We start from the raw sequence: 21,426 nt of genomic DNA on the forward strand, positions 1-21,426 counted from the left end.
AGTTTCGGCCGATAAGCACCACCATGCGTGCAGAACTGCCGATGCCGGAGACATCGCCATGCCAAAGGGCAGTGCAGTACCCAGAGCTGATTTTGCCGGAACTCGTCGGCCCCGGCGATGGTTCGCGCCGTCGGGATTTTCTTCTCTGTCGGGGTTTTCTTTTCTCTGGAATATGGCGACGGCGGCGATGCTTTTCGGCCTGCTGCCGACTCCGGCACTTGCTGGAGACCAGATCCCCCATTGGCGGCTGAGCGCTCGTGTCGTCGCGGTCGGGCTGCCTGAGGTGGCCGGCGTGCGCGAGGTGGGGCGCTTTCATATCGGCGGGCCGATACCGGGGAATCCGGAATTCCTGATGGCAACGCGCGAAGGGCGGGTGCTCGATCCGCTCAGGGTTCTCGTTGCCGTGGGCAGCAACTTCGGCGCACCGCCGGGCGATCCGGCACTTGAGGCCGGAGCGATCCTGTCGATCGACGCGCGCGCGGGCAATTCTGCTGGCACCATCATCGTTCCGCGAGACCTCGCCGGCAACGACCGAGATGCGAGGGTTCAGCTCTACACGACGCAGAGCGAACGATTTCTCAATCGGCGGTACAATGCCAAGGCGCGAACCGCGCGCTTCGCCGCTGCGTCCGGACCGCGATATGTTTCGATCAACAACGCGTTCGGACGACCCTGGATAGCGAATGCGCCGAACGGGATTAATGGCGAGGGCAGTGTCACGGTCGTCGACCCCGACGGTGCGCCACTTGCCAACGCACCAAGCCGCGAGGCCGGCGGCGTATTCGCCGGCCGGCAAACCGATCGCGAGCAGACGCCGAAAGGACAGCCCAGCGGCTGGCTTGGCAAGCTGCTGAATTATCGGGCAAGTGGCCAGCTGACATCAGGCGGAATGCAGACGGGCGCGCTCGGAACGGCGTTTCTCGGTCCGTCGCCGGACGGCAGCGGCTTTGCCGTGTTCGCCGCCGTCACCGCGGATGGGAGCGTGGTTCAGATCCATGTCCAGGATGGCGTCGACGGCTTGGCCGATCCGGGCACAGTAAGCACCGGCCTGGGCACGCTGAGCGCCGGCCTGGGCGCAGCGAGCGCCGGCCAAGACATCGGTGACGATCCCGGCGTGATCGGCGTTGCCTTCAAATGGAACCCGGACCGCGCTCTCTACGTAGCCGATCCCGGCCGTGACCGGCTGGTGCTGCTTGAACTGGAGGACGACCGGCGGCATTTCACGGTCGCCAGGACCCGCACGATCTCACTGCCGGAATTCGACCGTCCGGTCGACGTCGCCGCTGCCATTCCCGAAATTGCCAATCCGCAATTCTCGAGCCACACGACTCTCGCCGGCGGTTCCGATCTGTTCGTCGCCAATCGCGGCGACGGTTCGTTGCTGCGTCTGAGCCAGGACGGCCGGCTTCTCGCCCGCGCGACGATCGAGGTTCCAGGGATCGGCCCCTTGGGAGCCGATCGCCTACGCGCGATCGCGACGTCGGCGGACGCGCAGCATATCTGGATAACGATTGGCGGCGAGGTACCGGGATTTCCGGGCCTCGAAGGGGCGCTCGTTGAGGTTGGGGCCTTCGACGAGCACGGCGCGGCGGCAGCGATGCAGGGGACGCAGAGCGCTGCCGCCGACGCCAATCTTGCGGCGCGCGGAAAAAAGTCGTTCCAGACCGATTTCACGCCGCGCATGGGCCTCGGCCCATTGTTCAATGCAACGTCCTGCGTGGCCTGCCATCCCGGCCCTGGCGGTGCGAGCATCGATGAAAGCCACTTTGCGCGCAGAATAGCCCATATGGATCCGGGCTCTGGGCGCACGGTTCCGATCGATCATCCCAACAGTCCGGTCGCCCGACGCCATGCGTTGCGTGATGGCATGAGGATCGTGTCGGCGGCGATGCCAAGCCAAGCCAATGTGATTTCGCTGCGCATGCCGCTCGCCCTCTACGGTATCGCTGGGATCGACGAGATACCCGACAGCGTCATCGAAGCGCAGGCGATCAGCAAGGGCGACGGCATCAAAGGCCGCGCGCATCATGTCGTCGACGCCCGAGGCGCATCGCGGGTCGGCCGATACGGTTGGAAGGCTGATATAGCCACCCTCGAAGACATGGTGGCGAACGCTTTCGCAAACGAACTCGGCATCGCCAGCGCAACTGTCAGCCGCGAGGCGGGGGCGCTGCCGATCGAAGACGAGTCCGCACAGATCGAGGCGGTCGCCTTCTATCTGCGAACGCTCCGCCTGCCCGACGGGGCAAAGCCATGAGCCTCGCGCTGACGCTCTCCCATGCGCCCGGAAAAATGCGCCCGGTCTTGCCTGGCGTCATCGTTGCTGCGGCACTTGCCTTTGCGGCCGGCTGGATCGCCGGCGGATTGGGCGAGCCGCTGTCGCGCAACCCGGTCCTCGTCGCCATGCTCTTCGGGCTCATGATCGGCAGCAGCTTCGCCTGTCCAGACGTCTTGCGGCCGGGGCTCGACTTCACCAAGCGCTACCTGCTGCGGCTTGCCGTGGTGCTGGTCGGCTTCCGTATCACGACGCGGCTGTTCCTGGATCTGGGGCTCATGCCGCTCGCCGTGGCTGCTATCGAACTGATCCTGGTGCTGACGCTGCTCTACGCCATCGCGCGCAAGCTGTTCAGGCTCGACGCCGAGATCGCGCTGCTTGTTGCGGTCGGCAGCGCCGTCTGCGGCGCCGCGGCGATCCTCTCCATGGCCGCGCTCGTGCGTGCGCGCGACCAGAGTGCCGGCATCGCCATCGCCCTGATCACGCTGAGCGGCACCGTGGCGTTGCTCGCCTATCCGGTCATGTTCCTGGGCGGATGGCTGCCGCATCTCGACGACCGCCTCTACGGCGTGTTCGTCGGGGCGAGCATTTTCGAGCTGGCGCAGGTCTACGGCGCCTCCTTCGCCATTTCCGACGACGCGCTGAATACCGCTACGCTGGTCAAGCTCAGCAAGGTGCTGATGCTCGTCCCGCTTCTGCTGGCCGCCAGCCTGGTCTTTCGCAGCCGCAACAAGGCGCAAGAGGCGGCGCCGATCCCGTTCCCATGGTTCATCGTCGCGTTCATCGGCGTGGTGATGCTCAATTCGGAGATAACCCTCGATCCGCAACTGCGTCGCGTCATCCTCGACATCGACCAGTTCCTGTTCCTCATGGTGATGATCGCGCTTGGCATCACCACCCGTGTCGGCCGGCTTGGAGAGGCCGGCGGCGCCTGGCGCCTGATCGGCGTGGGCCTCGTCGGGGCGGCTCTGTCGGCGACCCTGGCCTATGGGGCGCTGATCCCCTTCTCCGCGACCTTCCGGGCCGCATCACCTTCATCGAGCCAAAGCGCGATGCTTGGCAGCCATGGCGGACGGCTTTTCGCCTCGGTCGGCTGCGCCAAATGCCATGTGCCGGCACTGGAGGGCGTCGACGGCGAAGTCCAGCTCTACTCTGACCTTTTGCTGCACGATATGGGGCCGGCGCTCGATGACAAGATCGTCCAGGGCGATGCCATCGGCGCTGAATGGCGGACGACACCGCTCGTCGGAATCCGACTGCGCCAGCGCTACCTGCACGACGGCCGCGCGACCACGCTGCGCGATGCCGTCTTTGCCCATGGCGGGACAGCGCAGATCGTGCGCGACCGCTTCTTCGACCTTGGGGATGCCGACCGCGAGGCGATCCTCGATTTCGTGGCCAAGCTATGAGCCGGCTTTGTCACGCCACCACCGTTTTCGATCGGGAGAACCGCCATGTATGAAGCCGTCATCGAAGAGCTAAACCATCTCGATGGACCCGAGCTGCTGGCGCCGCTTATCACAGACCTGTTCTGTGGAAACATAGCGCTCGTGTCCTCGTTTGGCGCCGAATCCGCGGTGCTGCTGCATATGGCGGCCTCGATCGACCGTTCGCTTCCCGTCATCACACTCGATACCGGAAAGCTGTTCGCCGAAACGATCGCCTATCGCGCTCAGCTGACACGTCTGCTCGGCCTCACCGATCTGCGTGTCGTCAGGCCTCAGGCGGATGCCTTGCGGGTGTTCGACGGCGCTGGATCGCTGCACCGCCGCGATCCGGACCGATGCTGCCACATCCGCAAGGTTCTGCCGCTCGAAAATACCCTGGCCGGTTTCAAGGCCTGGATTTCCGGTCGCAAGCGATATCATGGCGGGCTTCGCGCGGATGTTCCGACGCTCGAGCAGACTGACGGACGCCTGAAGATCGATCCGCTTGCCCGCTTCACCCGCCAGCAGATCGAGGCCTATCTCGACCGTTATCATCTCCCCCGACATCCGCTCCTCGAAAAAGGCTATCTCTCGATCGGCTGCGCGCCCTGCACGGTCGCGTGCGGCAGCGCGGACGATCCGCGCGCGGGCCGCTGGAGCGGACTGTCGAAGATGGAGTGCGGGATTCACCGGTCGCCTGCTCCCCCTTGCAATTCGGCCCGGTCTGCTTCCGATTTCCGGTAGGTTCCCAGTCCGAAATCGGCCATTGCCGCTTCATCTGCGAAGCCACTGGGCATGACTAAAAACTAGGCAAATCCGCGAAAACTAGGAGATCGGCTGCTCGGAAACTAGGTGACCGTACCGATGTGCGCGGATGCTGCCGCGGGCAGGATGAGCTCGTGAGTTGGAAGGGACTGCCCGGCAGCCCATGAGCTCCCCAATCGGAGAAAATAGCAATGATCCGATATTCTACCCCATTTGGCCGAAGATGGGTTGGGGGATCCACCGCCCGCGCATTCCCTCTCGCAATTCGGCCCGGTCTGCTGCCTGGTTTCCGGTTGCCCGGACATCGAGCTCCGCACCCCCAGAATCGGCCATTGCCGCTTCATCCGCGAAGGCACTACGAATTGTCGCGTGATTACGCTACCCTAAGGTCAATCTGGGCGGCGGGACGGTCATGGCGGCACGACCGACGCTCTATGATTGGTCGAGCGGGAGCCCCCATGACCCCCCTAGACAGCATTGAAGCCGATGCGAGACGCCCGCACACGGGCACAGGCCGAATCGCCAAACTGGCGGCGCCACGCAGCGCCAGGATATTGAGGCGGAACCGCGTCCTCGAAGCGATCGAGCTGAAATCACGATCGGGCGTGTGCTGGGTGGCCGCGCCGGCCGGCTACGGCAAGACGACAGCGGTCATCGACTACCTCGAAAGCGTCGAGGCACCGCATGTGTGGTTCCGCATCGATGAGGGCGACCAAGATATTGCGCGCTTCTTTCAATATCTGGGGCAGTCGATCGCCTCGCCTGCGGTCGGAAGCATGCCGGTTTTCGGCGTCGAATATGCCGAGCAGCCGAAGGAGTTCGCCAGGCGCTTCTTCAGAGCCTATTTCACGCGGCTAAGGCCCGGCACCATCCTGGTCCTCGACGATTTGCACGACGCCGACACGCCCGAATTCCGGGCGGTGCTTTCCGTGATGTTCCATGAACTTCCTGAGACGGTCCGCTGCATCTGCGTCTCGCGCACGCTGCCTCAGGAGGAGCTGGGCGACCTGGTTCTCAAGGGCCAAATGGCCATTGTCGATCGACGAGCGCTCGAATTCTCGACATCGGAAGCGCGCGATTTCATCAAGCTGCGTTCCAAGAACGGCGCCGTTTCAGTGGACGTCGAAGCGGCACGCGGCTGGGCGATCGGGCTGGCTCTCCTCGCCGATCACGGCTCGGCGGTCGGACCCGACGACACGAACGGGGCAGCACCCGGCGGCCAGAACGCGTTGTCGGACGCCCTCGGCCGACATTTCTTCCTTTCCCTTCCAGCCGCCGATCAGGACATGCTGCTGAAACTCAATCTCCTGCCCGAAATCAGCGCCGAACTGGCAGACGTAATGATCGGGTCGGGCGAAGCGGGAAAGCTGCTCGACAGGCTCTACAAGCGGCAACTAATGGTCACCCGGACGGAAAACAGCCGCGACGTCTTCCACCTGCACGACCTCTTGCGAGACTTCCTCGACCGACGCTTCGCACAGCGTATCTCGGCGGATGAACAGAAATCGCTCAAACAAAGGGCGGCAAAGGTCCTCGCGGACGCCGATCGTTATGACGAAGCCATACACCTGGCCTTGCAGGCAGAGGACTGGGAGCGGGCGAGCGAGCTCATGCTGAGCCGGGCAGAGGCCGTGCTGGCGCAGGGACATCGGACAACCTTCATCGAATGGGTCGGCCGGTTGCCGCAAACTGTCCTGAACGGCTGGCATTTCTATTGGCTGGGCGTGGCCCACATGCCGGACGACGCCGCGGCAGAGCACTGGCTATCGAAGGCATGGCGCGCCTTTGGCGAGGCCGACGATCAGCGCGGGCTTTGCCTCACGGTGTCGCGCGCGGTGCTGGTCAAGTCCGATAGCTGGCGAACCTATGAGGGTCTTTCGGCCTGGACCCGCCGGGCATTCGAAATCATCGAGCGCGGCCTGCCGGAACTGCCCTCAAAGGAAGCGATGCTGGTGCGCATCGGCATGGTGCGGGCGCTGAACTTCGGCGACGACTACTATGGCAACAGCCCGGCCGGACAAGCGCTGGAAACCGAACTTCTGGAGCGGTTGACCCGGAATCCCGAGCACGATCCAAGTAGCTTGCGGCTGCTTGCCAGCGAATCCCTGATCGAGCATTCGGTATCGACCATGCGGGCCGATCTGTTCACGAAGGCCGTCGACAGCGTTGTCGAGGATTTGAGCGACAAGGAGGTGTCGCCTTGGGTCCTCGGCATGTGGCTGGTCGAGTTTGGGGCCAAGAGCGGCCGGTATTTCCCATACAAGAGGCGGGGTTTTCCCTATCCTTCGGCCGAAGCGGCGTTGCGGGAGGCAATCGCCATCGGTGAGCGCGAGTCGCTCAAGGGCGTGGAGTTTGGCGGCCTCTACCATCTTCAGATGCAGATGAAGTTCCGCAACGACTTTGCCGAGTTCCACCAAGTGGTCGAGCGTCTGGCCGAGACCGCCGACAGCCGTTTCAGCACGCAGGTCGCTGTCGTCGCCAATTGCTACGCTACGCTTCATGCCAGGCAGGGCGATTTCGCGGCCGCCTATCAGGATTGCGAGCGCTTCATGGCGGCGAGCGAGGCCGCCAACGAGCCGATGGTCGAGCGCTGGGCGCACTATATCACAAAGTTCCAAGTGCTGCTGGCCGATAGGAAGCCGCGCGAAGCCGCCACTTTTCTCCGCGATCTGCTGCCGCGACTGAACGGCGGCGCCCGCAAACGGACCGAGATATGCATTCTGGCAGCAGTCGCGCTGGAGAACCTGTGGGACCAGAGCCCGCACTATGGCGACCGGCTGAAGGCCTTTATCGAAGCGATCCGCGACGTCAGCTGGCCAATGGTGCTCCTCAACGTTCCTGATTTGCTCGCCGAACTGCTTGGCGACGCGCTGGACCGCGGCATCGAACCGAAACTTTGCCGGTCGCTGATTCAGGAACGGCGGCTGGACGCACCGCAGCGGCGACCCGCGGCCTGGCCATGGCCGCTCAAGGTCCACGTTCTCGGAGGCTTTCGGCTCGAACTCGATGGAAAGCCTCTCCATCTCGGCGCCAAGCCACCGACGAAGGCCCTCGACATCCTCCGAGTGCTGGCGATCTCGAAAGACAACACCTGCTCGCTGGAGACGCTTCAGGACTGGCTGTGGCCCGACCTCGACGGCGATCAGGCGCGGGCGGCCTGCGAGCAGGCGCTGCATCGGCTGCGTAAGCTGCTCGGGCGGACCGATCTCATCGCGCAGCGCGAAGGCAAGCTTCGCCTCGCGTCGGACAAGGTCTGGGTCGACCTTGCCGACTGGGATGCACGGCTAAAGGCCGTCACGACCGCCAATGGCGACGCGGCCGGACTGCGCCCGGACGCCGAGGCGCTCTTCCGCGCATTTCCCGGTCCGCTGTTTCTGCACGAGCGAACCAGTTTCTGGTCGTTCGCTGCCGCCGAAAAAGTCCGCCGCGACCTGATCGATTTCGGATTGCGGGTCGGCCAGCGGCTCGAGGCGACCGGCAACGCCCATGAAGCGCACTCGATTTATATGAGGACGTTAGACCTTTATCCGGATGCCGGACCGGTCTGCAAGGCGCTGATCAAGGAGCGGCTGGCACGCCGTGATTTTGAAGCCGCGGTCGACGAGTATGCACGTTATGAAAGAGCGCTGGATGCTGCCGGCGAAGCGGCGCCGGCAGCGGAAATACGCGCCCTGGTCGAACCCTATCTCGTGCGGCACACGCGCTGAAGGCGATGTACGGCGCTGTCTCGCGAAAGGTCTGGCGGTCAGCTCAAGCCCCGTTCAGGATGTTTGCCGCCAGGAGAAGGGCTGCCAGGATCAGAACGAGACCTGCGACCGCATCCATCCGCTTGCGGTAGATCGGCCGGTCGAAACGGCGCGACAGGCTCACCCCGGCCAGGCTCCAGCCATAGAACTTGATCGCGGAGGCCGCGAGGAACCCGGCAGCGAACCCCACCTGTTCCTCGCTGCCATAGCTGAACGAGAGCACGCCGACGAGAAACATCGCCTCGAACCAGGCCAGTGGATTGAGCCAGGTGACGGCAAGCATCGAGCCGATCGCACGCAATCGGGATTTGCGGCCTGACGCAACAGTCTCGATGTGGGATGTCCCGTTGACCGCGAGCAAGGTGCGCGCGCCCCACCAGGCGAGAAATCCGGCGCATGCGGCCTGCAGCATGCCGGAGATCGCCGGATTGTCGGTCAGCAGCGTTCCAAATCCACCGATCCCCATAGTCACCAGGGCGATCTCCGAGACGTAGCCCGTGGAAGCGACCGCGAAAGGATGGCTGCGCGTCAATCCTGCCTGGATCAGCATGAGGTTCTGTGGACCAAGGGAAAAGATCAGCCCGAGGCCGAACACGAAGCCGGATAGCGTTGCCGGCGACAACAGGGCGTCGGCCGTCATGCGACGTCACCCGGTTTTTTCGATCGCGCGTTTTCGTGCATCTGCGGCCTCCTACGCGACGCAGTGTCGAATGCAGGCGCATATGGATCGCTTACGGCAAAGGCCGGCAGGCCCGCTCCCAGGTTCACGATTCGAGGACCGACAGGTGATATGCCGAAACCGCATGAAAAAAGGCCGGGCGCGAATGCGGCCCGGCCAAAAGAAGGTTACAACCTTCAGAGGGGAACACCGTTCAGCGGAATGGGAGGAAACCGCCGAACAGTTTTACTTGTTTGGACTTGTTTGGGAGCGTTGGCGACGAATAAAATTCCAAAGCAGCCGGAATGACGAAAACTTCTGTTCTATTGCTCCGACGCTTCAGACCGGCGACGTCCTCGTCTCGAGGAGATCTGCATAGTGCCGACGCGCCACGTCAGGATGCGAGCGCAGGCGACTTTTCAGCACATTGGTCCCGACATCGCGAAACAGCGGATTGTCCGGGTCGCTCGCCGGTCCGCGTGCTTCGGCAGCCAGTTCTTCAGGCAGAGTGAGCAACGGGATGGTCGCATCGAGCCGGGCGCTGAAGAAGAACGGAACTGAGATCCGCTCGACGCCGGCCGGCGGCGTGACGACACGGTGCACCGTCGCCCTGAGATAGCCGTTCGACGCCAGTTCGAGGAGCTCGCCGATGTTGACCACCAGCGTTCCGGCGATCGGATCCACATTCACCCAGCTTCCGTTATATTCGACCTGCAGCCCCTTGTTCTCGTCCTGAAGCAGGAGCGTCAGGAACCCGCCGTCCTTGTGCGCGCCGACGCCTTGGTCGTCGCCGGTTGCGTCGCGTCCGGGATAGCGCACGATCTTCATGCGATGGTTGGGCTCACCGCTATAGATCGGATCGAAAGCGTCCTCGGCCTGGTCGAGCGACGACGCGAATGCCTTCAGCAGGCGGATCGCCACCGCCGTCGCCCTGGTCTGCCATGCCAGCAGCGCCGGCTCGAGTTCCGGCAGGGCCGAAGGCCATTGGTTCGGCCCTTGCAGCCGCGTCCAGGCAGGAATGCCTCGCCCCTGTGGAATGGCTCGACGCTCGACGCCGATGTCGAGCTGTTCGCGCCAATCGGCCTTTCCCCTGGTCAGTTCGCCACCGGTGCGCGTGTAGCCGCGGAATTGCGGGGACTTGACCATTTCGATGGCCAGCTTGTCGGCTTCAGGCAAGGCAAAGAACCGACGCGAGGCATCGAGCACCTCATCGGTCTCCACGGTCGAAATTCCATGGCCACTGAGGTAAAAGAAGCCGACATCGCGGGCCGCCGTGCGCAGGTCGAACAGAAAGGTCCGGCGCTCCGACGCGCCCTGCTCAAGACGGCTGAGATCGAGCACGGGTACAATCCTGGCCATGGTCAACCTCCTTCTGCTCAGGCTTGGATCAGGCCCTTACGGTGACACGCAGGTCGTCGCGATCAAAGCAACGCTCGACCCAATCTCGATGCAAATGGAAGAAAGTCAGCGCTGCGTTTGACGACCGGCAGGCAAATAACGTTCCAACGGACGTTGCGAAGCCGCTTGCTACCACTCGCGTTTCTGGGGCAGACCGTCGGTCAGATCGTAAAAGTCGGATTTCGAGCCGACATAGATGTGTTCGCCGAGACGAAGGCCGGTCGGCCGATCGAGGGTCCCGACCGTGACATATGTTTCCACGCCCGGCGCGGCCTTCCAGAACAAATTGCCGCCGCAACGTGAGCAGAAGCCGCGTTGGACATTTTCCGATGACTGGTACCAACTCAGGGTCTCGGAGGCCGAAAGCCTGAGGTCCACCGACTTACAGGCTGCCATGGCGGCAAAGTTGCCGCTGGTGCGCGAACATTGTGAGCAGTGACAGGCGATCGGCTGAGCAAGCTTGCCCGCGATCTCGTAGTGCACACTGCCGCAGAGACAACGTCCCGTCGCCATCCGGTCCTCCGTGATCCAGCCCATCGAGTGGCGCGGTTGGATTGTTATGGCATTGATCGTCTCGGCGCCAGCACGGCCGCTGTTGTGCCAAATGGCGCCTTATGACGACGACCTAACTGAATTTCGGAAACGCGCCGCCGGCTGGCGCATTGGCCCAGCTCTGCAAGGTCTGGCCGCCATCAATCAGCCAATCCGCGCCGGTGACGTGTCTGGCCTCTTCGGAAGCCAGGAAGGCGACGGCGGCCGCGACGTCGTCGGGCTGGCCGATGCGGCGCAGCGGGATGCGGTCGGCAAAATGCTGCACGCTGCTCTTGAAATCACCGTCGCTGGCCGGCACGCCGAGCGTCGTTTCGATCACACCGGGGCAGATGGCGTTGACGCGTATGCCATAGGGCGCGGCATCGATGGCCGCGACCCGCGTCAAGCCGACCACGCCATGTTTTGAGGCGACATAGCCGGCGCCGCCCGCGAGCACGTCCCAGCCGGCCATGGACGAGCCCATATTGATGATCGAGCCGCCATTGCCGGCCGCGATCATCGCCCGAAGCGACGCCTGTAAGACGAGGAACATGCCGCGCAGATTGATGCGGATGATGGCGTCCCAGTCGTCGACGGGCAGTTCGTGAACCGGAGCGACGACGCCGGAAATCCCAGCATTGTTGAACACGGCGTCGAGCCCGCCGAACGTCTCGACGGTCGTTGCAACGGCGCGCCGCACATCTGCCTCGTCGGTGACATCAGCTTCGATGGCAATGGTGTTCTCCCCGAGCGACCGGGCCAAAGTTTGCGCCGCGGCGCCATTGCGGTCGACAATCGCGACCTTTGCCCCCTCATCGAGGAAGCGCCTTACCGCCGCACTGCCGATCGCGCCTGCGCCACCGGTGACGAGCACGCTCTTTTCGTCGAATCGCTTCATTTGCCAGACTCCGGCTTTGGGTATGAGCGCCACGAATGGCTTGGCTCGAAGCCGATCGTTTCGCGCGCATGGCTCGTATCGAGCACGGCGCCGTAGCCGGCGATAGGCCGCGACAATACGGCATCCGGGTAGACGCGGCGCACGAGCGGCTCGGTTTCCTCTTCCATGAAGGTGTCGGCTGCGCTCAGCAGAACGCGGAGATGACCGTCGCCTTGCCATTCAAGGGCCTGCAGGAAGCCCTGCCCAGCGTCACGCGCGTCGAGATAGCTCCACAGGTCGCGGGCGCTGTCGGCGGTGGCGCGGCGCGGGCCGACGCCCGCGAAAAAGCTGGCCGGGGTCTGGATCCATGGCATACGAATGCTGACAGCCGAGAACGCGCCGCGGCGCACCGCAGCGTCGACGATCTCCTCGCCGAGCCATTTCGACAGGCCGTATGGATCCTGCGCACCGACCGGGTGGTCCATATCGACCGGCAGGTAGGATGGGCGCACCGGCTTCTCGAAGAAAGGATAGCCAAAAACGCTGAAGGACGAGGCATAGACGAAGCGCGTGGCGCCAGCCATGACAGTTGCCTCGACGACATTGTAGGCGGTCGCGATATTGGTCTTGAACACTTCGCCGCCGGCTCGTCCGGTCGGGCGCGGGATGGCCGCGACATGCACCACCGCGTCGCAATCGCGCACCAGCTGCAGCGCCGATCCCAGGTCCGTCAGGTCGGCGGTCGCATGCCGCCATGCCACGTCACCCGGCGCTACGGCATCAATGCCCAGCACATCATGGCCGGCAGCGACGAGCGCCGCAGCCACATGACGGCCAAGCAGACCGCTGGATCCGGTGACGATCGTCTTCATGTCTCAGCCCTCGGCGCAGCAGATTCAGCGAATTTAATATCGTTGATGGTCATACAAATCGAACACCCGATTGCGGAACCTTGTCAATGGTCATTTCGCATCGGAAAACGGCGCAGACCTTTGTCGGTGGGCCTGCGCACTCTCGGCGACCAGCCTTTGTCCCTATCGGGATTGACTTGGCATCTGCGACGGTTTTTTGTATGAGTATCAACGATCGACCAAAGGAGCTCGCCATGCCCGTGGACAGTTTTTCCTCACATCGGCACGATGACGCGATGCGCCTCGATCCGCAACGCACAGCAATTATCGTCATCGACATGGTCAATGAATTTTGCAAACCCGGCGGCGCCATGGTGCTGCCGGGATACGAGACGCTGGTTGCACCGCAATTGACCGTCATCGAGGCGGCACGCGCCAGCGGTGTGCCGGTGATCTGGGTTCACGATGCCCACCGGGTCGGCATGCGCCGCGAGCGCGAATGGCTGAAGCGAACGCCGCATTGCGTCGAGGGCAGCTGGGGGCCGGAGATCATCGAGGATCTCGGTGCCCGCGACGATGAAATCCATGTGATCAAGCGGCGTTATTCGGCATTTTTTCAAACCGATCTCGACCTGACGCTTAAGGATATGCAGGTCGAGCAATTGGTAATCTTCGGCGTGGTCACCAACATCTGCGTGCGCTCGACCGTCCATGATGCCTTTTTCCAGGGTTATGAAGTGGTGGTGCCAAGCGATTGCTGTGCGGCGACGGGACCGCGCGAGCAGGAGAGTTCGCTCTACGACATAGCGACGCATTTCGGCGTGGTCAGCGATTCGGCAAGCGTCGTCGCAGCCCTTCGCGACGGGACGTCGCTTCAACCGGCGAGTGTTGCGGCTTGAGCTTTTTCGAGCCTGCGGCATCCGAGATAGCGACCAGAGGAGTCCCGGCGTGACGACTGACATCGAATCGCAACCCGAAAGTGCGGCACCCAAAGGGCCGGGCGACAGTTCCAAGCCGCTGAGCCGCGAACAAGTGCTGCAGCGATATGCCAAGACCGGCTACGAGCTGGACCGTCATCCGGCGCACGTGATCCGCCGGGCACACCAGCGCGCAACGCTGCGCTTCCAGCAAGTCATGGCCGGCGAGGATCTTTCACCGACGCAATTCGCCGCCCTCGCCACCATACTCAAGCATGGCGAGGTCTCGCAGAACCATTTGGGACGGCTGACCGCGATGGACCCCTCGACCATCAGCATCGTCGTTCGCAAACTTCTCAAGAACGGACTAATCACCCGCAGCGCTTCCGATACGGACCAGCGCCTGTCGATGATCGCGCTGACCGACAAGGGCACCAGATACACACTCGACCGGCTTGAGCGCAGCGTCGAAGTCGGGCGGCGATTTCTGTCGCCGCTTTCGCCCGCCGAACAGGCGACGCTGCTTCGCCTGCTCAACCGCATCAATGACGACGATCCATCGAATGGCGACGGCGGGAAATAACGCGCGTCCCGAAACATTCCCCTGAGATAACAGACGAGGTGCCGATGTCGCTCGACCCGAAATCCAACACGCTTGTCGTGCGCAACATCGGCCTTGTCCTCTCAGGCGATCTCGGCCGTCCGATCCTCGACGCCGACACGATCGTCGCGGTCGACGGCAAGATCACCGCGATCGGCAAAGCCGGCGCGCTTGATACCAGTGCTGCCGGCGTTGTGATCGACGCAATGGGCTGCGCGGTCGCTCCGGGCCTCATCGACAATCACGTCCATCCGGTGGCCGGCGACTGGACGCCGCGGCAGAACCAGATCGGCTGGATGGATTCGACTGTGCATGGCGGGGTCACCACCATGATCTCCGCGGGAGAGGTCCACACGCCGGGCCGTCCGCGCGATCTGGTTGGCTTGAAGGCGCTGGCCATCGCGGCGCAGAGGACCTTTTCCAATTTTCGCCCGAGCGGCATGAAGATACTGGCCGGCGCGCCGATCCTGGAACCCGGCCTGGTCGAGGAGGATTTCCGCACTCTCGCCGAAGCCGGCGTGACGCTCGTCGGCGAGGTCGGCCTCGGCGGCGTCAAGGACGGGCCGACCGGCCGGCAGATGGTCGCGTGGGCGCGTAAATACGGCATGACCTCGATGACCCACACCGGCGGCCCGTCTCTGCCCGGCTCCGGCCGCATCGGTGCGGAGGTCGTGCTGGAGGTCGACGCCGACATTGTCGCGCACGTCAATGGCGGCCCGACGGCACTGCCCGAAGCGGAAATCCGGCAGATCTGCGAGAATGGCTCGCGGGCGCTGGAAATCGTCCACAACGGCAATCTACGGACCGGACTGTTCGTGCTCGACCTCGCCAGGCAGCGCGGCGAACTTTCCCGCATCATCGTCGGCACCGACAGCCCGGCCGGATCCGGCGTGCAGCCGCTCGGCATCCTGCGGATCCTCACCATGCTGGCTTCGCTGGGCGGCGTCGCGCCGGAAGTGGCGTTCTGCTTTGCCAGCGGCAACACGGCGCGCGTCCGCGGATTGCATGATCGCGGCATGATCGAAGTCGGCCGCGCCGCCGACCTGATCTTCATCGACCAGGCGATCGGCGGCGCCGGAGACGGGATGCTCGACAGCGTGGCGCAGGGGAACCTTCCGGGAATCGGAATGGTCGTCATCGACGGCGTGGTACAGACCCGTCGAAGCCGCAACACCCCGCCGGCAATAAGGGTTCCTGAAGTTATTCAGGGATAGCGACGTTTAGCTGACGCCATCCTTGCCAATGATCTTGTCCTTGGTCAGCCCGCCAACGCGCGGATGCGGCCTGCCGGAATCGGTCACCGCGATGGCGACGACGATCTCGTCGGCACGTGGCGCATCGGGAATGCGAACCTCCATGCCGTCGAAATGGCTGCGCACCCGTGCCGCATCCTTGTGGCCGAGCGGAATGTCGAGCGGCACGCCGAGACCGCCACGTTTCTTCGACGAGGGAATGAGCGCGGCACCCTTGCCGAGCACACCGCGAAACGGGGCGCCGAGCTTGGGATGAAGGATGGCGGCGGCATGCTCGAGTTCGCCGTCGGCGCCGACGGCGGCTGCCTTGCCGAAGCTTTCGATCCGGTCGCCGGGAATGCCGAGAGCGGCGACCGCGCGCTTCGGCAGGACGTCGCCCAGCGCTTCGCCGATGTCGCTCAGCATCGACAGATCTTCGACATAGGTCCCGGCATAGGGGTTGCGGATCACGGCTACGGCCGCCGCGCGGCGGGTCGGTGGATCGACGGGACGCCCGCCCTCGATCAGGGTTTCCTCGACGATGGTGATGATCCGGCGGATTTCTGCGCTCATCTCAATCCGTCCTCACCCTTGATGTCAGCGGCGGCAAGGCCGCCCACCCGCGCATGAACGCGCGCGCCTGTCGTCATCGCCAGGATGACCGCCATCTCGTCTGCGCGGGGCGCATCGGTGATACCGACCTCGATCGCATCGAAATGGCTGCGCACGTAAGAGGCATTGATGTGCGTGATCGGAATGTCGATCCGGGTTCCGGGGCCGCCGACCTTCTTGGTCGAAGGCACGATTGCCCTCGCGTTTCCGAGCAACTCTCGCATCGCGTAGCCCCCGGGGTTATGCCAGAGCGCACCGTGTTCGAGCTCACCGGCAGCACCGACGATGGCGCCCTTGCCATAGCCTTCGATTGCCGAGGCGCCGTCGCCGATGGCATCGATCAAGCGTCGCGCCATGTCGAGACCGAGCGGCTTCAGATCGTCCATGAAGCCGGTGATTTCCTCGACATACCGCCCGGCAAAAGGATTGGCGATAATAGCGACGATCGCACCGCGCTTGAGCGGGCGTGTCGCAGGTGGCCCGCCCTCATGGAAGATCTCCTCGACCTGAACCAGAAATTTCCTGACGACCACAGCCGGCATTGTCCGCTCCTTATTTCGTCGTTCACGCAAACTCGTTAGAGTACCAACAATTATCCCTTGCCGGGATTTGTCAAGCTTCGACATGGAGGGGACGAGAAAAGGCACGACGAAACTGCACCGGATGACGATTGACAGCCTGCGGGGCCGCTCATAAACTCATATGACCATCAACGAAATAGCCGTTGTCTCGGCATACAAGCGGGTGGTCAAGGCATGGCTTCAAAAGCTGAAAAAGCTGAAGGGGAATGACATGAAAAGGGCGCTCAAAAGTTTGTTCATGGCCGGCACGATGCTTGCCATGTCGTTCGGATCCGCCGCGGCACAGGACAAGGTGTCCGTGGCCGCCATCTCGGGGTATTTTGCACAAGGCTTCGGTGTCTCCATCGTCAACGGCCTCAACAAGGCCAAGACCGACTTCGGCATCGACCTCAAGCTGGTCGACACCGGCAATCGCGCGCTCGACTACGAGGAGCAGTTCGAGAACCTGGCCAAGGCCAAGCAGTATGACCTCATCTTCGTGATGGGCTGGGAGCTGGTGGACTCGTTGCAGAAGGTCAGCAAAGCCTATCCCGACCAGCGCTTCGTATTTATCGACGGCGTGCTCGACGACCCCAACATGATCTATGCCAATTTCGCGGAAGAGCAGGGATCCTTCGTCGCCGGCGCGCTCGCCGGCATGATCGAGGCCAAGGGCAGCGAATTCCCCAAGATCGGCGACGGCATGGCGATCGGCTTCGTCGGCGGCCGTGATATCCCCGTGATCCGCAACTTCCTCGGCGGCTACGAGCAAGGCGCGAAATATGCCGCGCCCGACGTCAAGGTGAACTCCGTCTTCGCCGGAACCTTCGACGATCCGGCGAAGGGCAGCGAACTTGCCCAGGCGCTTTACGGCCAGGGCGCCGACATCGTCTACAACGTCGCCGGCCCGACAGGCGAAGGCGTGATGCAGGCAAGTGCTGCGGTCGACAAATACTCGATCGGCGTCGACATCGACATGTGCGGCACGGCCCCCGGGAACGTGCTTGCAAGCATGCTGAAGCGCGGCGACATCGCCGTCTACACGCTGATCAAGGACGAAGTCGAGGGCCGCAAGGTCACCGCCGGCACCCACACCTTCGACCTGGCTTCGGGCGGCGTCGAGGTCAAGGTCTGCGACGATATCGCCCCGACGATCCCGGCGGACGTGACGACGAAGCTGGACGAGATCAAGAAAGCCATTCTCGACGGCAAGATCGAGATTGCCAAGGCGAAGTAGGAACAACAACAGCGCATCCTCCCAGGAAAGCGCTACGCTGATCCGCTGCGGCTTGCCGCGACGGATCAGCGTCCAATTTGCGAGAAGCAAGGTGTCGAACGTGCCGGGGTCGCCGACCCTTCACAATGCCGGCAACAATGCTGCCGGCGCCAATGTTGCCGGCCCCAATGTCGCTGGGATGGCCGTCGCGTTGACGGGCATCACCAAACGTTTTGGCGCCTTCGTTGCCAATGACGGCATCGACCTTGCCGTGCGCAGGGGCGAAATCCACGCCATCATCGGCGAGAACGGCGCCGGCAAGACAACACTGATGAACATCCTGTTCGGCCTCCTGCAACCCGACGAAGGCTCAATCCGACTGAACGACGAGGAGACGGTGGTCGCCGACCCGGCCGTCGCCATCAAGGCCGGTCTCGGCATGGTGCATCAGCATTTCAAGCTAGTTCCCTCGCTCTCGGTTGCCGACAATGTTTTTCTCGGCATGGAGATCCGCCGCCATGGGCTGATCGATCACGCCGCGCAGATTGCGCGCACGCGCGAACTGTCGGAGCGTTTCGGGCTGCGGGTCGATCCGACCGAGCGCGTCGGACTGCTCTCGGTCGGCATAGAGCAACGCATCGAGATCCTGAAGGTGCTGGTGCGCGGCGCGCGCACCATCATTCTCGACGAGCCAACCGCGGTGCTGACGCCACAGGAGAGCCGTGAGCTGTTCCAGACGCTGCGCAGCTTCGTGGCGGATGGCATGACGGTGATCTTCATCTCACACCACCTGGAAGAGGTGATGGAGGTCTCGGACACCGTGACGGTGCTGCGCAACGGCAGGAGGGTGGCGACGCGCCCAACAGTTGAGCTCAGCAAGGACGAACTGGTGCGCATGATGGTCGGCCGCGAGGTCAGCTTCGATCGCCGTCCGCGCGAACCGCAGCACGGCGAGGTGGTCCTCGAGGTCAAAGAACTTTGGGCTCGTGACGACCGCCGCCTGCCGGCGGTGCGCAACGTCAGCTTCAAGGTCCGTTCCGGCGAGGTGGTGGGGATCGCCGGCGTCGCGGGCAATGGCCAGACGGAGCTGGCGGAGGTGCTTTCGGGCCTGCGGCCGGCAAGCCATGGCGTAGCCCAGCTGAAGGGCCGCAACCTCGCCACCCTCTCGCCCGCCGAAATTCGCGAGGCCGGCTTGGCGCATGTTCCGGGCGATCGAATGGTCCGCGGAGTCGATCGCAATGCTTCGATTGCGGCAAACATGCTGATGGGCCGCCAGCATCGCGCGCCGTGGAGCAGCAGTGGCCTGCTCCACTGGAACGCCATCGGCCAAAACGCCTCCAAGCTGATCAGGGATTTCGATATTCGCGCACAAGGATCAGGCGATGCCGTCAAGCGGCTTTCGGGCGGCAACATCCAGAAGGTCGTTCTGGCGCGCGAATTCACCAACGGCGCCGACTTCCTGCTGATCGATCAGCCGACGCGCGGTGTCGACATCGGAGCGCAGGAAGCCATTCATGGCGAGATCATGCGCCAACGCGCCGCCGGCCGCGCCATCCTGCTGATTTCCGTGCAGCTCGACGAACTTGCCGCCCTTGCCGATCGCATCCTGGTGATGTTCAACGGGCGGATCATGGGCGAGGTCGCCGGCGACGATGCCGACGAGGACCGCATCGGCATGATGATGGCAGGCGTGGCCGTGCCGGAATTCGCCGCGGAAACTGCATGATGCCGGAGTCTTCATGATGAACGACAGCTTGCGTGCCGTTTCCGGCCAGATCATAGCCGTCGCCGTAGCGCTGCTCATGGGCGCGATCATCATCCTCATGGTCGGCGAAAGCCCTGTCCGTGTCTTCATGACGCTGTTGCGTGGTGCCTTCGGCGACCAGGCAAAGATTGCCGGCACCTTGCTGCAGACGACGCCGATCCTGATCTGCGGCATCGCTGCCTGCGTCGGCCTGCGGGGCGGCATGTTCAACGTCGGCATCGAAGGCCAGCTTTTCCTCGGCGGCTTTGCTGCCGCATGGGTCGGCTTCGCCTTTCCGCTGCCCGCGGGCATTCACATGCTGGCAGCGCTGGCGCTCGCGGTCGTGGCGGGTGCTGCCTGGGTCGCCATCCCCGCCTATTTCCGCGCCCGCTACAACACCAACGAAGTCGTCTCAACGATCCTGTCGAATTACGTCGCGGTGCTCCTCACCTCCTATTTCACCATCTTCCTGTTCAAGCGGCCGGGTGGCTGGTCGGAGACGCCGCCGATCCTGCCGACAGCCTATCTGCCCGGGATCTTTGACTTCTCGCGGCTGAACTGGGGCCTGGTCATCGGTCTGGTGCTGGCGATCGGCGCGGCACTTGTCTTCCGCTATACCAGCTGGGGCTATGGCGTGACGATGGTCGGCTCGGCGCCGAAATTCGCTGAATATGGCGGCATCAACGTGAAACGGCAGGGCTTTGTCGTCCTGCTGCTTTCGGGCGCCATTGGCGGACTGGCCGGTGGCGTCGAGACGCTCGGCGTCCATCACCGCTTCATGGAAGGTTTTGCTCCCGGTTTCGGCTTCGACGGCCTGATTGCTGCTCTACTCGCCAATGGCTCGCCGGTCGCCACCATCTTCACCGCGCTGTTCTTCGGCGCCTTGCGCAACGGATCGCTGCTGCTCGAGGTCGACACTGGCGCGTCGCGCGAGATCATAACCGTGATCCAGGCGCTGATCATACTCAGCGTCTCGGCGCAGGTTCTGGTCAGGCGCCGCGGCGACAGCCAGGCTGGGGAGCGGCGATGGAAATTCTAGACAAGCTCGTCAATGTCGCACTGATCGCCGCGACGCTTCGCACCACCGCGCCCATTCTCCTGGTCGCGCTCGGCGGCTCGTTCACCACCAAGGCCGGTATTTTCAACATCGGCCTCGAAGGGCAGATGCTGGCAGGCGCCTTCTTCGCCGTCCTCGGCTCGATCTGGACGGGTTCCGCGCTGCTGGGGGTCGCCTGCGGCGTAGTGGCAGCGCTCGCCTTTGCCCTGGTTTTTGCGGTTCTGGTGGTGAGTTTCCGCGCCAATGAAGTGGTCGTCGGGCTGGCGCTCAACATCCTTGCCGGCGGCATGACGATCTCGCTGATGAAGGCGATCTTCGGCACGCGAGGCTCCATCGTCGGTCAAGGTATCGTCGGCCTGCCGAAAATCCAGATACCCGGCGCCCGCGACCTTCTCGGTTCATGGGTATCGCTGATCTCCGGCTTCACGCCGATCGTCTATGTCGCCTTCATCGCGGTGCCGCTGCTGGTGCTGTTCTACAACCGCACCCGCCTCGGGCTTTACATCCGCGTCGTCGGCGAGAAACCCGAGGCCGCCGAGGCGCTCGGCATTTCGATCACGCGCGTCCGCTATATCGCGTCGCTGCTGTGCGGATTGCTGGCGGGGCTGGCCGGCGCGCATCTGTCGCTCGGCTACATCACCATGTTCACCGAGAATATGTCGTCGGGCCGCGGCTTCATGGCGGTCGCAATCCTGATCTTCTCCAACGGCGATCCGCTCAAGGTGCTGGCCGGCTGCCTGCTGTTCGGCTTCGCCGATGCCTTTTCGCTGCGCCTGCAGACGTTCGGCTTTCCGTCCTACCTGGTTCTCACAGTTCCTTATGTCGTCGCGCTCACGGCGCTGTTCGCCCTCTCCTACCGGGCGCGGCCAAGGATCATCATGGAGACGCTGGCTTCGATGCAAAGGCTGCTGTCGGTGGATAAGAATCCCGGGCCTGACGGCAAACATCCCTCATGAAGG

Annotated in this window: 18 protein-coding genes; 11 read left to right on the forward strand and 7 right to left on the reverse strand. The window is 63.5% G+C overall.

Annotation, left to right across the window (positions count from 1 at the left end):
• Window positions 1–187 precede the first annotated feature (187 nt).
• The 4 genes from ABID19_RS05340 to ABID19_RS05355 all read left to right on the forward strand — a co-directional run bounded on the left by ABID19_RS05340 (window position 188) and on the right by ABID19_RS05355 (window position 8,174).
• Complete coding sequence (locus tag ABID19_RS05340) at window positions 188–2,257, forward strand: di-heme oxidoredictase family protein (RefSeq protein WP_354488596.1); 2,070 nt, start codon at window positions 188–190, stop codon at window positions 2,255–2,257.
• The gene (locus tag ABID19_RS05345) at window positions 2,254–3,684 is read left to right on the forward strand and encodes a putative sulfate exporter family transporter (RefSeq protein WP_354488597.1); all 1,431 of its coding nucleotides are present in this window, start codon (window positions 2,254–2,256) and stop codon (window positions 3,682–3,684) included. The genes ABID19_RS05340 and ABID19_RS05345 overlap by 4 nt, the downstream gene beginning before the upstream one ends.
• Before the next feature lie 45 nt (window positions 3,685–3,729).
• Complete coding sequence (locus tag ABID19_RS05350; protein ID WP_354488598.1) at window positions 3,730–4,446, forward strand: phosphoadenylyl-sulfate reductase; 717 nt, start codon at window positions 3,730–3,732, stop codon at window positions 4,444–4,446.
• Window positions 4,447–4,925: 479 nt separating this feature from the next.
• Window positions 4,926–8,174: a hypothetical protein gene (locus tag ABID19_RS05355; protein WP_354488600.1), complete on the forward strand. Its 3,249-nt coding sequence runs from the start codon at window positions 4,926–4,928 to the stop codon at window positions 8,172–8,174.
• 43 nt (window positions 8,175–8,217) lie between these two features.
• On the opposite strand, the gene ABID19_RS05360 is transcribed toward ABID19_RS05355, so the two are convergent.
• The 5 genes from ABID19_RS05360 to ABID19_RS05380 form a co-directional block, all read right to left on the reverse strand.
• Window positions 8,218–8,853, reverse strand: a complete 636-nt coding sequence (locus tag ABID19_RS05360) for a LysE/ArgO family amino acid transporter (RefSeq protein WP_354488602.1) — start codon at window positions 8,851–8,853, stop codon at window positions 8,218–8,220.
• 357 nt (window positions 8,854–9,210) lie between these two features.
• Window positions 9,211–10,230 (reverse strand): isopenicillin N synthase family dioxygenase, encoded by a 1,020-nt coding sequence (locus ABID19_RS05365; RefSeq protein ID WP_354488604.1) that lies wholly within the window; start codon window positions 10,228–10,230, stop codon window positions 9,211–9,213.
• Window positions 10,231–10,398: 168 nt separating this feature from the next.
• The gene (locus ABID19_RS05370) at window positions 10,399–10,782 is read right to left on the reverse strand and encodes a GFA family protein (protein WP_354488606.1); all 384 of its coding nucleotides are present in this window, start codon (window positions 10,780–10,782) and stop codon (window positions 10,399–10,401) included.
• A gap of 112 nt (window positions 10,783–10,894) precedes the next feature.
• Window positions 10,895–11,698: an SDR family NAD(P)-dependent oxidoreductase gene (locus ABID19_RS05375; RefSeq protein ID WP_354488608.1), complete on the reverse strand. Its 804-nt coding sequence runs from the start codon at window positions 11,696–11,698 to the stop codon at window positions 10,895–10,897.
• Entirely contained in the window at window positions 11,695–12,549 is an 855-nt protein-coding gene (locus tag ABID19_RS05380) for an NAD-dependent epimerase/dehydratase family protein (RefSeq protein ID WP_354488610.1), read from the reverse strand. The genes ABID19_RS05375 and ABID19_RS05380 overlap by 4 nt, the downstream gene beginning before the upstream one ends.
• Window positions 12,550–12,782: 233 nt before the next feature.
• Between ABID19_RS05380 and ABID19_RS05385 the strand changes: the two genes are divergently transcribed.
• From ABID19_RS05385 to ABID19_RS05395, 3 genes are read left to right on the forward strand one after another with little or no spacing between them, the layout of a single operon-like run.
• On the forward strand, window positions 12,783–13,427 hold the full coding sequence (locus ABID19_RS05385; protein WP_354488612.1) for a cysteine hydrolase family protein: 645 nt from the start codon (window positions 12,783–12,785) through the stop codon (window positions 13,425–13,427).
• A gap of 49 nt (window positions 13,428–13,476) precedes the next feature.
• Window positions 13,477–14,028, forward strand: coding sequence for a MarR family winged helix-turn-helix transcriptional regulator (locus ABID19_RS05390; RefSeq protein ID WP_354488614.1), 552 nt, complete (start codon window positions 13,477–13,479; stop codon window positions 14,026–14,028).
• 44 nt (window positions 14,029–14,072) lie between these two features.
• On the forward strand, window positions 14,073–15,260 hold the full coding sequence (locus ABID19_RS05395; protein ID WP_354488615.1) for an amidohydrolase family protein: 1,188 nt from the start codon (window positions 14,073–14,075) through the stop codon (window positions 15,258–15,260).
• A gap of 6 nt (window positions 15,261–15,266) precedes the next feature.
• Here ABID19_RS05395 and ABID19_RS05400 read toward each other — a convergent pair whose 3' ends face one another.
• Window positions 15,267–15,851, reverse strand: a complete 585-nt coding sequence (locus ABID19_RS05400) for an amino acid synthesis family protein (RefSeq protein WP_354488616.1) — start codon at window positions 15,849–15,851, stop codon at window positions 15,267–15,269.
• On the reverse strand, window positions 15,848–16,432 hold the full coding sequence (locus ABID19_RS05405) for an amino acid synthesis family protein (RefSeq protein ID WP_354488618.1): 585 nt from the start codon (window positions 16,430–16,432) through the stop codon (window positions 15,848–15,850). Before ABID19_RS05405 ends, ABID19_RS05400 begins: the two co-directional genes overlap by 4 nt.
• 250 nt (window positions 16,433–16,682) lie before the next feature.
• Here ABID19_RS05405 and ABID19_RS05410 point away from each other — a divergent pair, with 250 nt between their 5' ends.
• From ABID19_RS05410 to ABID19_RS05425, 4 genes are all read left to right on the forward strand, one after another.
• Window positions 16,683–17,687: a BMP family lipoprotein gene (locus ABID19_RS05410; RefSeq protein ID WP_354488620.1), complete on the forward strand. Its 1,005-nt coding sequence runs from the start codon at window positions 16,683–16,685 to the stop codon at window positions 17,685–17,687.
• A gap of 178 nt (window positions 17,688–17,865) precedes the next feature.
• Window positions 17,866–19,392 (forward strand): ABC transporter ATP-binding protein, encoded by a 1,527-nt coding sequence (locus tag ABID19_RS05415; protein WP_354489471.1) that lies wholly within the window; start codon window positions 17,866–17,868, stop codon window positions 19,390–19,392.
• Between the two features lie 13 nt (window positions 19,393–19,405).
• On the forward strand, window positions 19,406–20,449 hold the full coding sequence (locus ABID19_RS05420) for an ABC transporter permease (protein ID WP_354488622.1): 1,044 nt from the start codon (window positions 19,406–19,408) through the stop codon (window positions 20,447–20,449).
• Window positions 20,437–21,423 (forward strand): ABC transporter permease, encoded by a 987-nt coding sequence (locus ABID19_RS05425; RefSeq protein WP_354488623.1) that lies wholly within the window; start codon window positions 20,437–20,439, stop codon window positions 21,421–21,423. Before ABID19_RS05420 ends, ABID19_RS05425 begins: the two co-directional genes overlap by 13 nt.
• Window positions 21,424–21,426 lie beyond the last annotated feature (3 nt).

The sequence above is a fragment of the Mesorhizobium robiniae genome, assembly GCF_040545535.1.
Classification (GTDB): domain Bacteria; phylum Pseudomonadota; class Alphaproteobacteria; order Rhizobiales; family Rhizobiaceae; genus Mesorhizobium; species Mesorhizobium robiniae.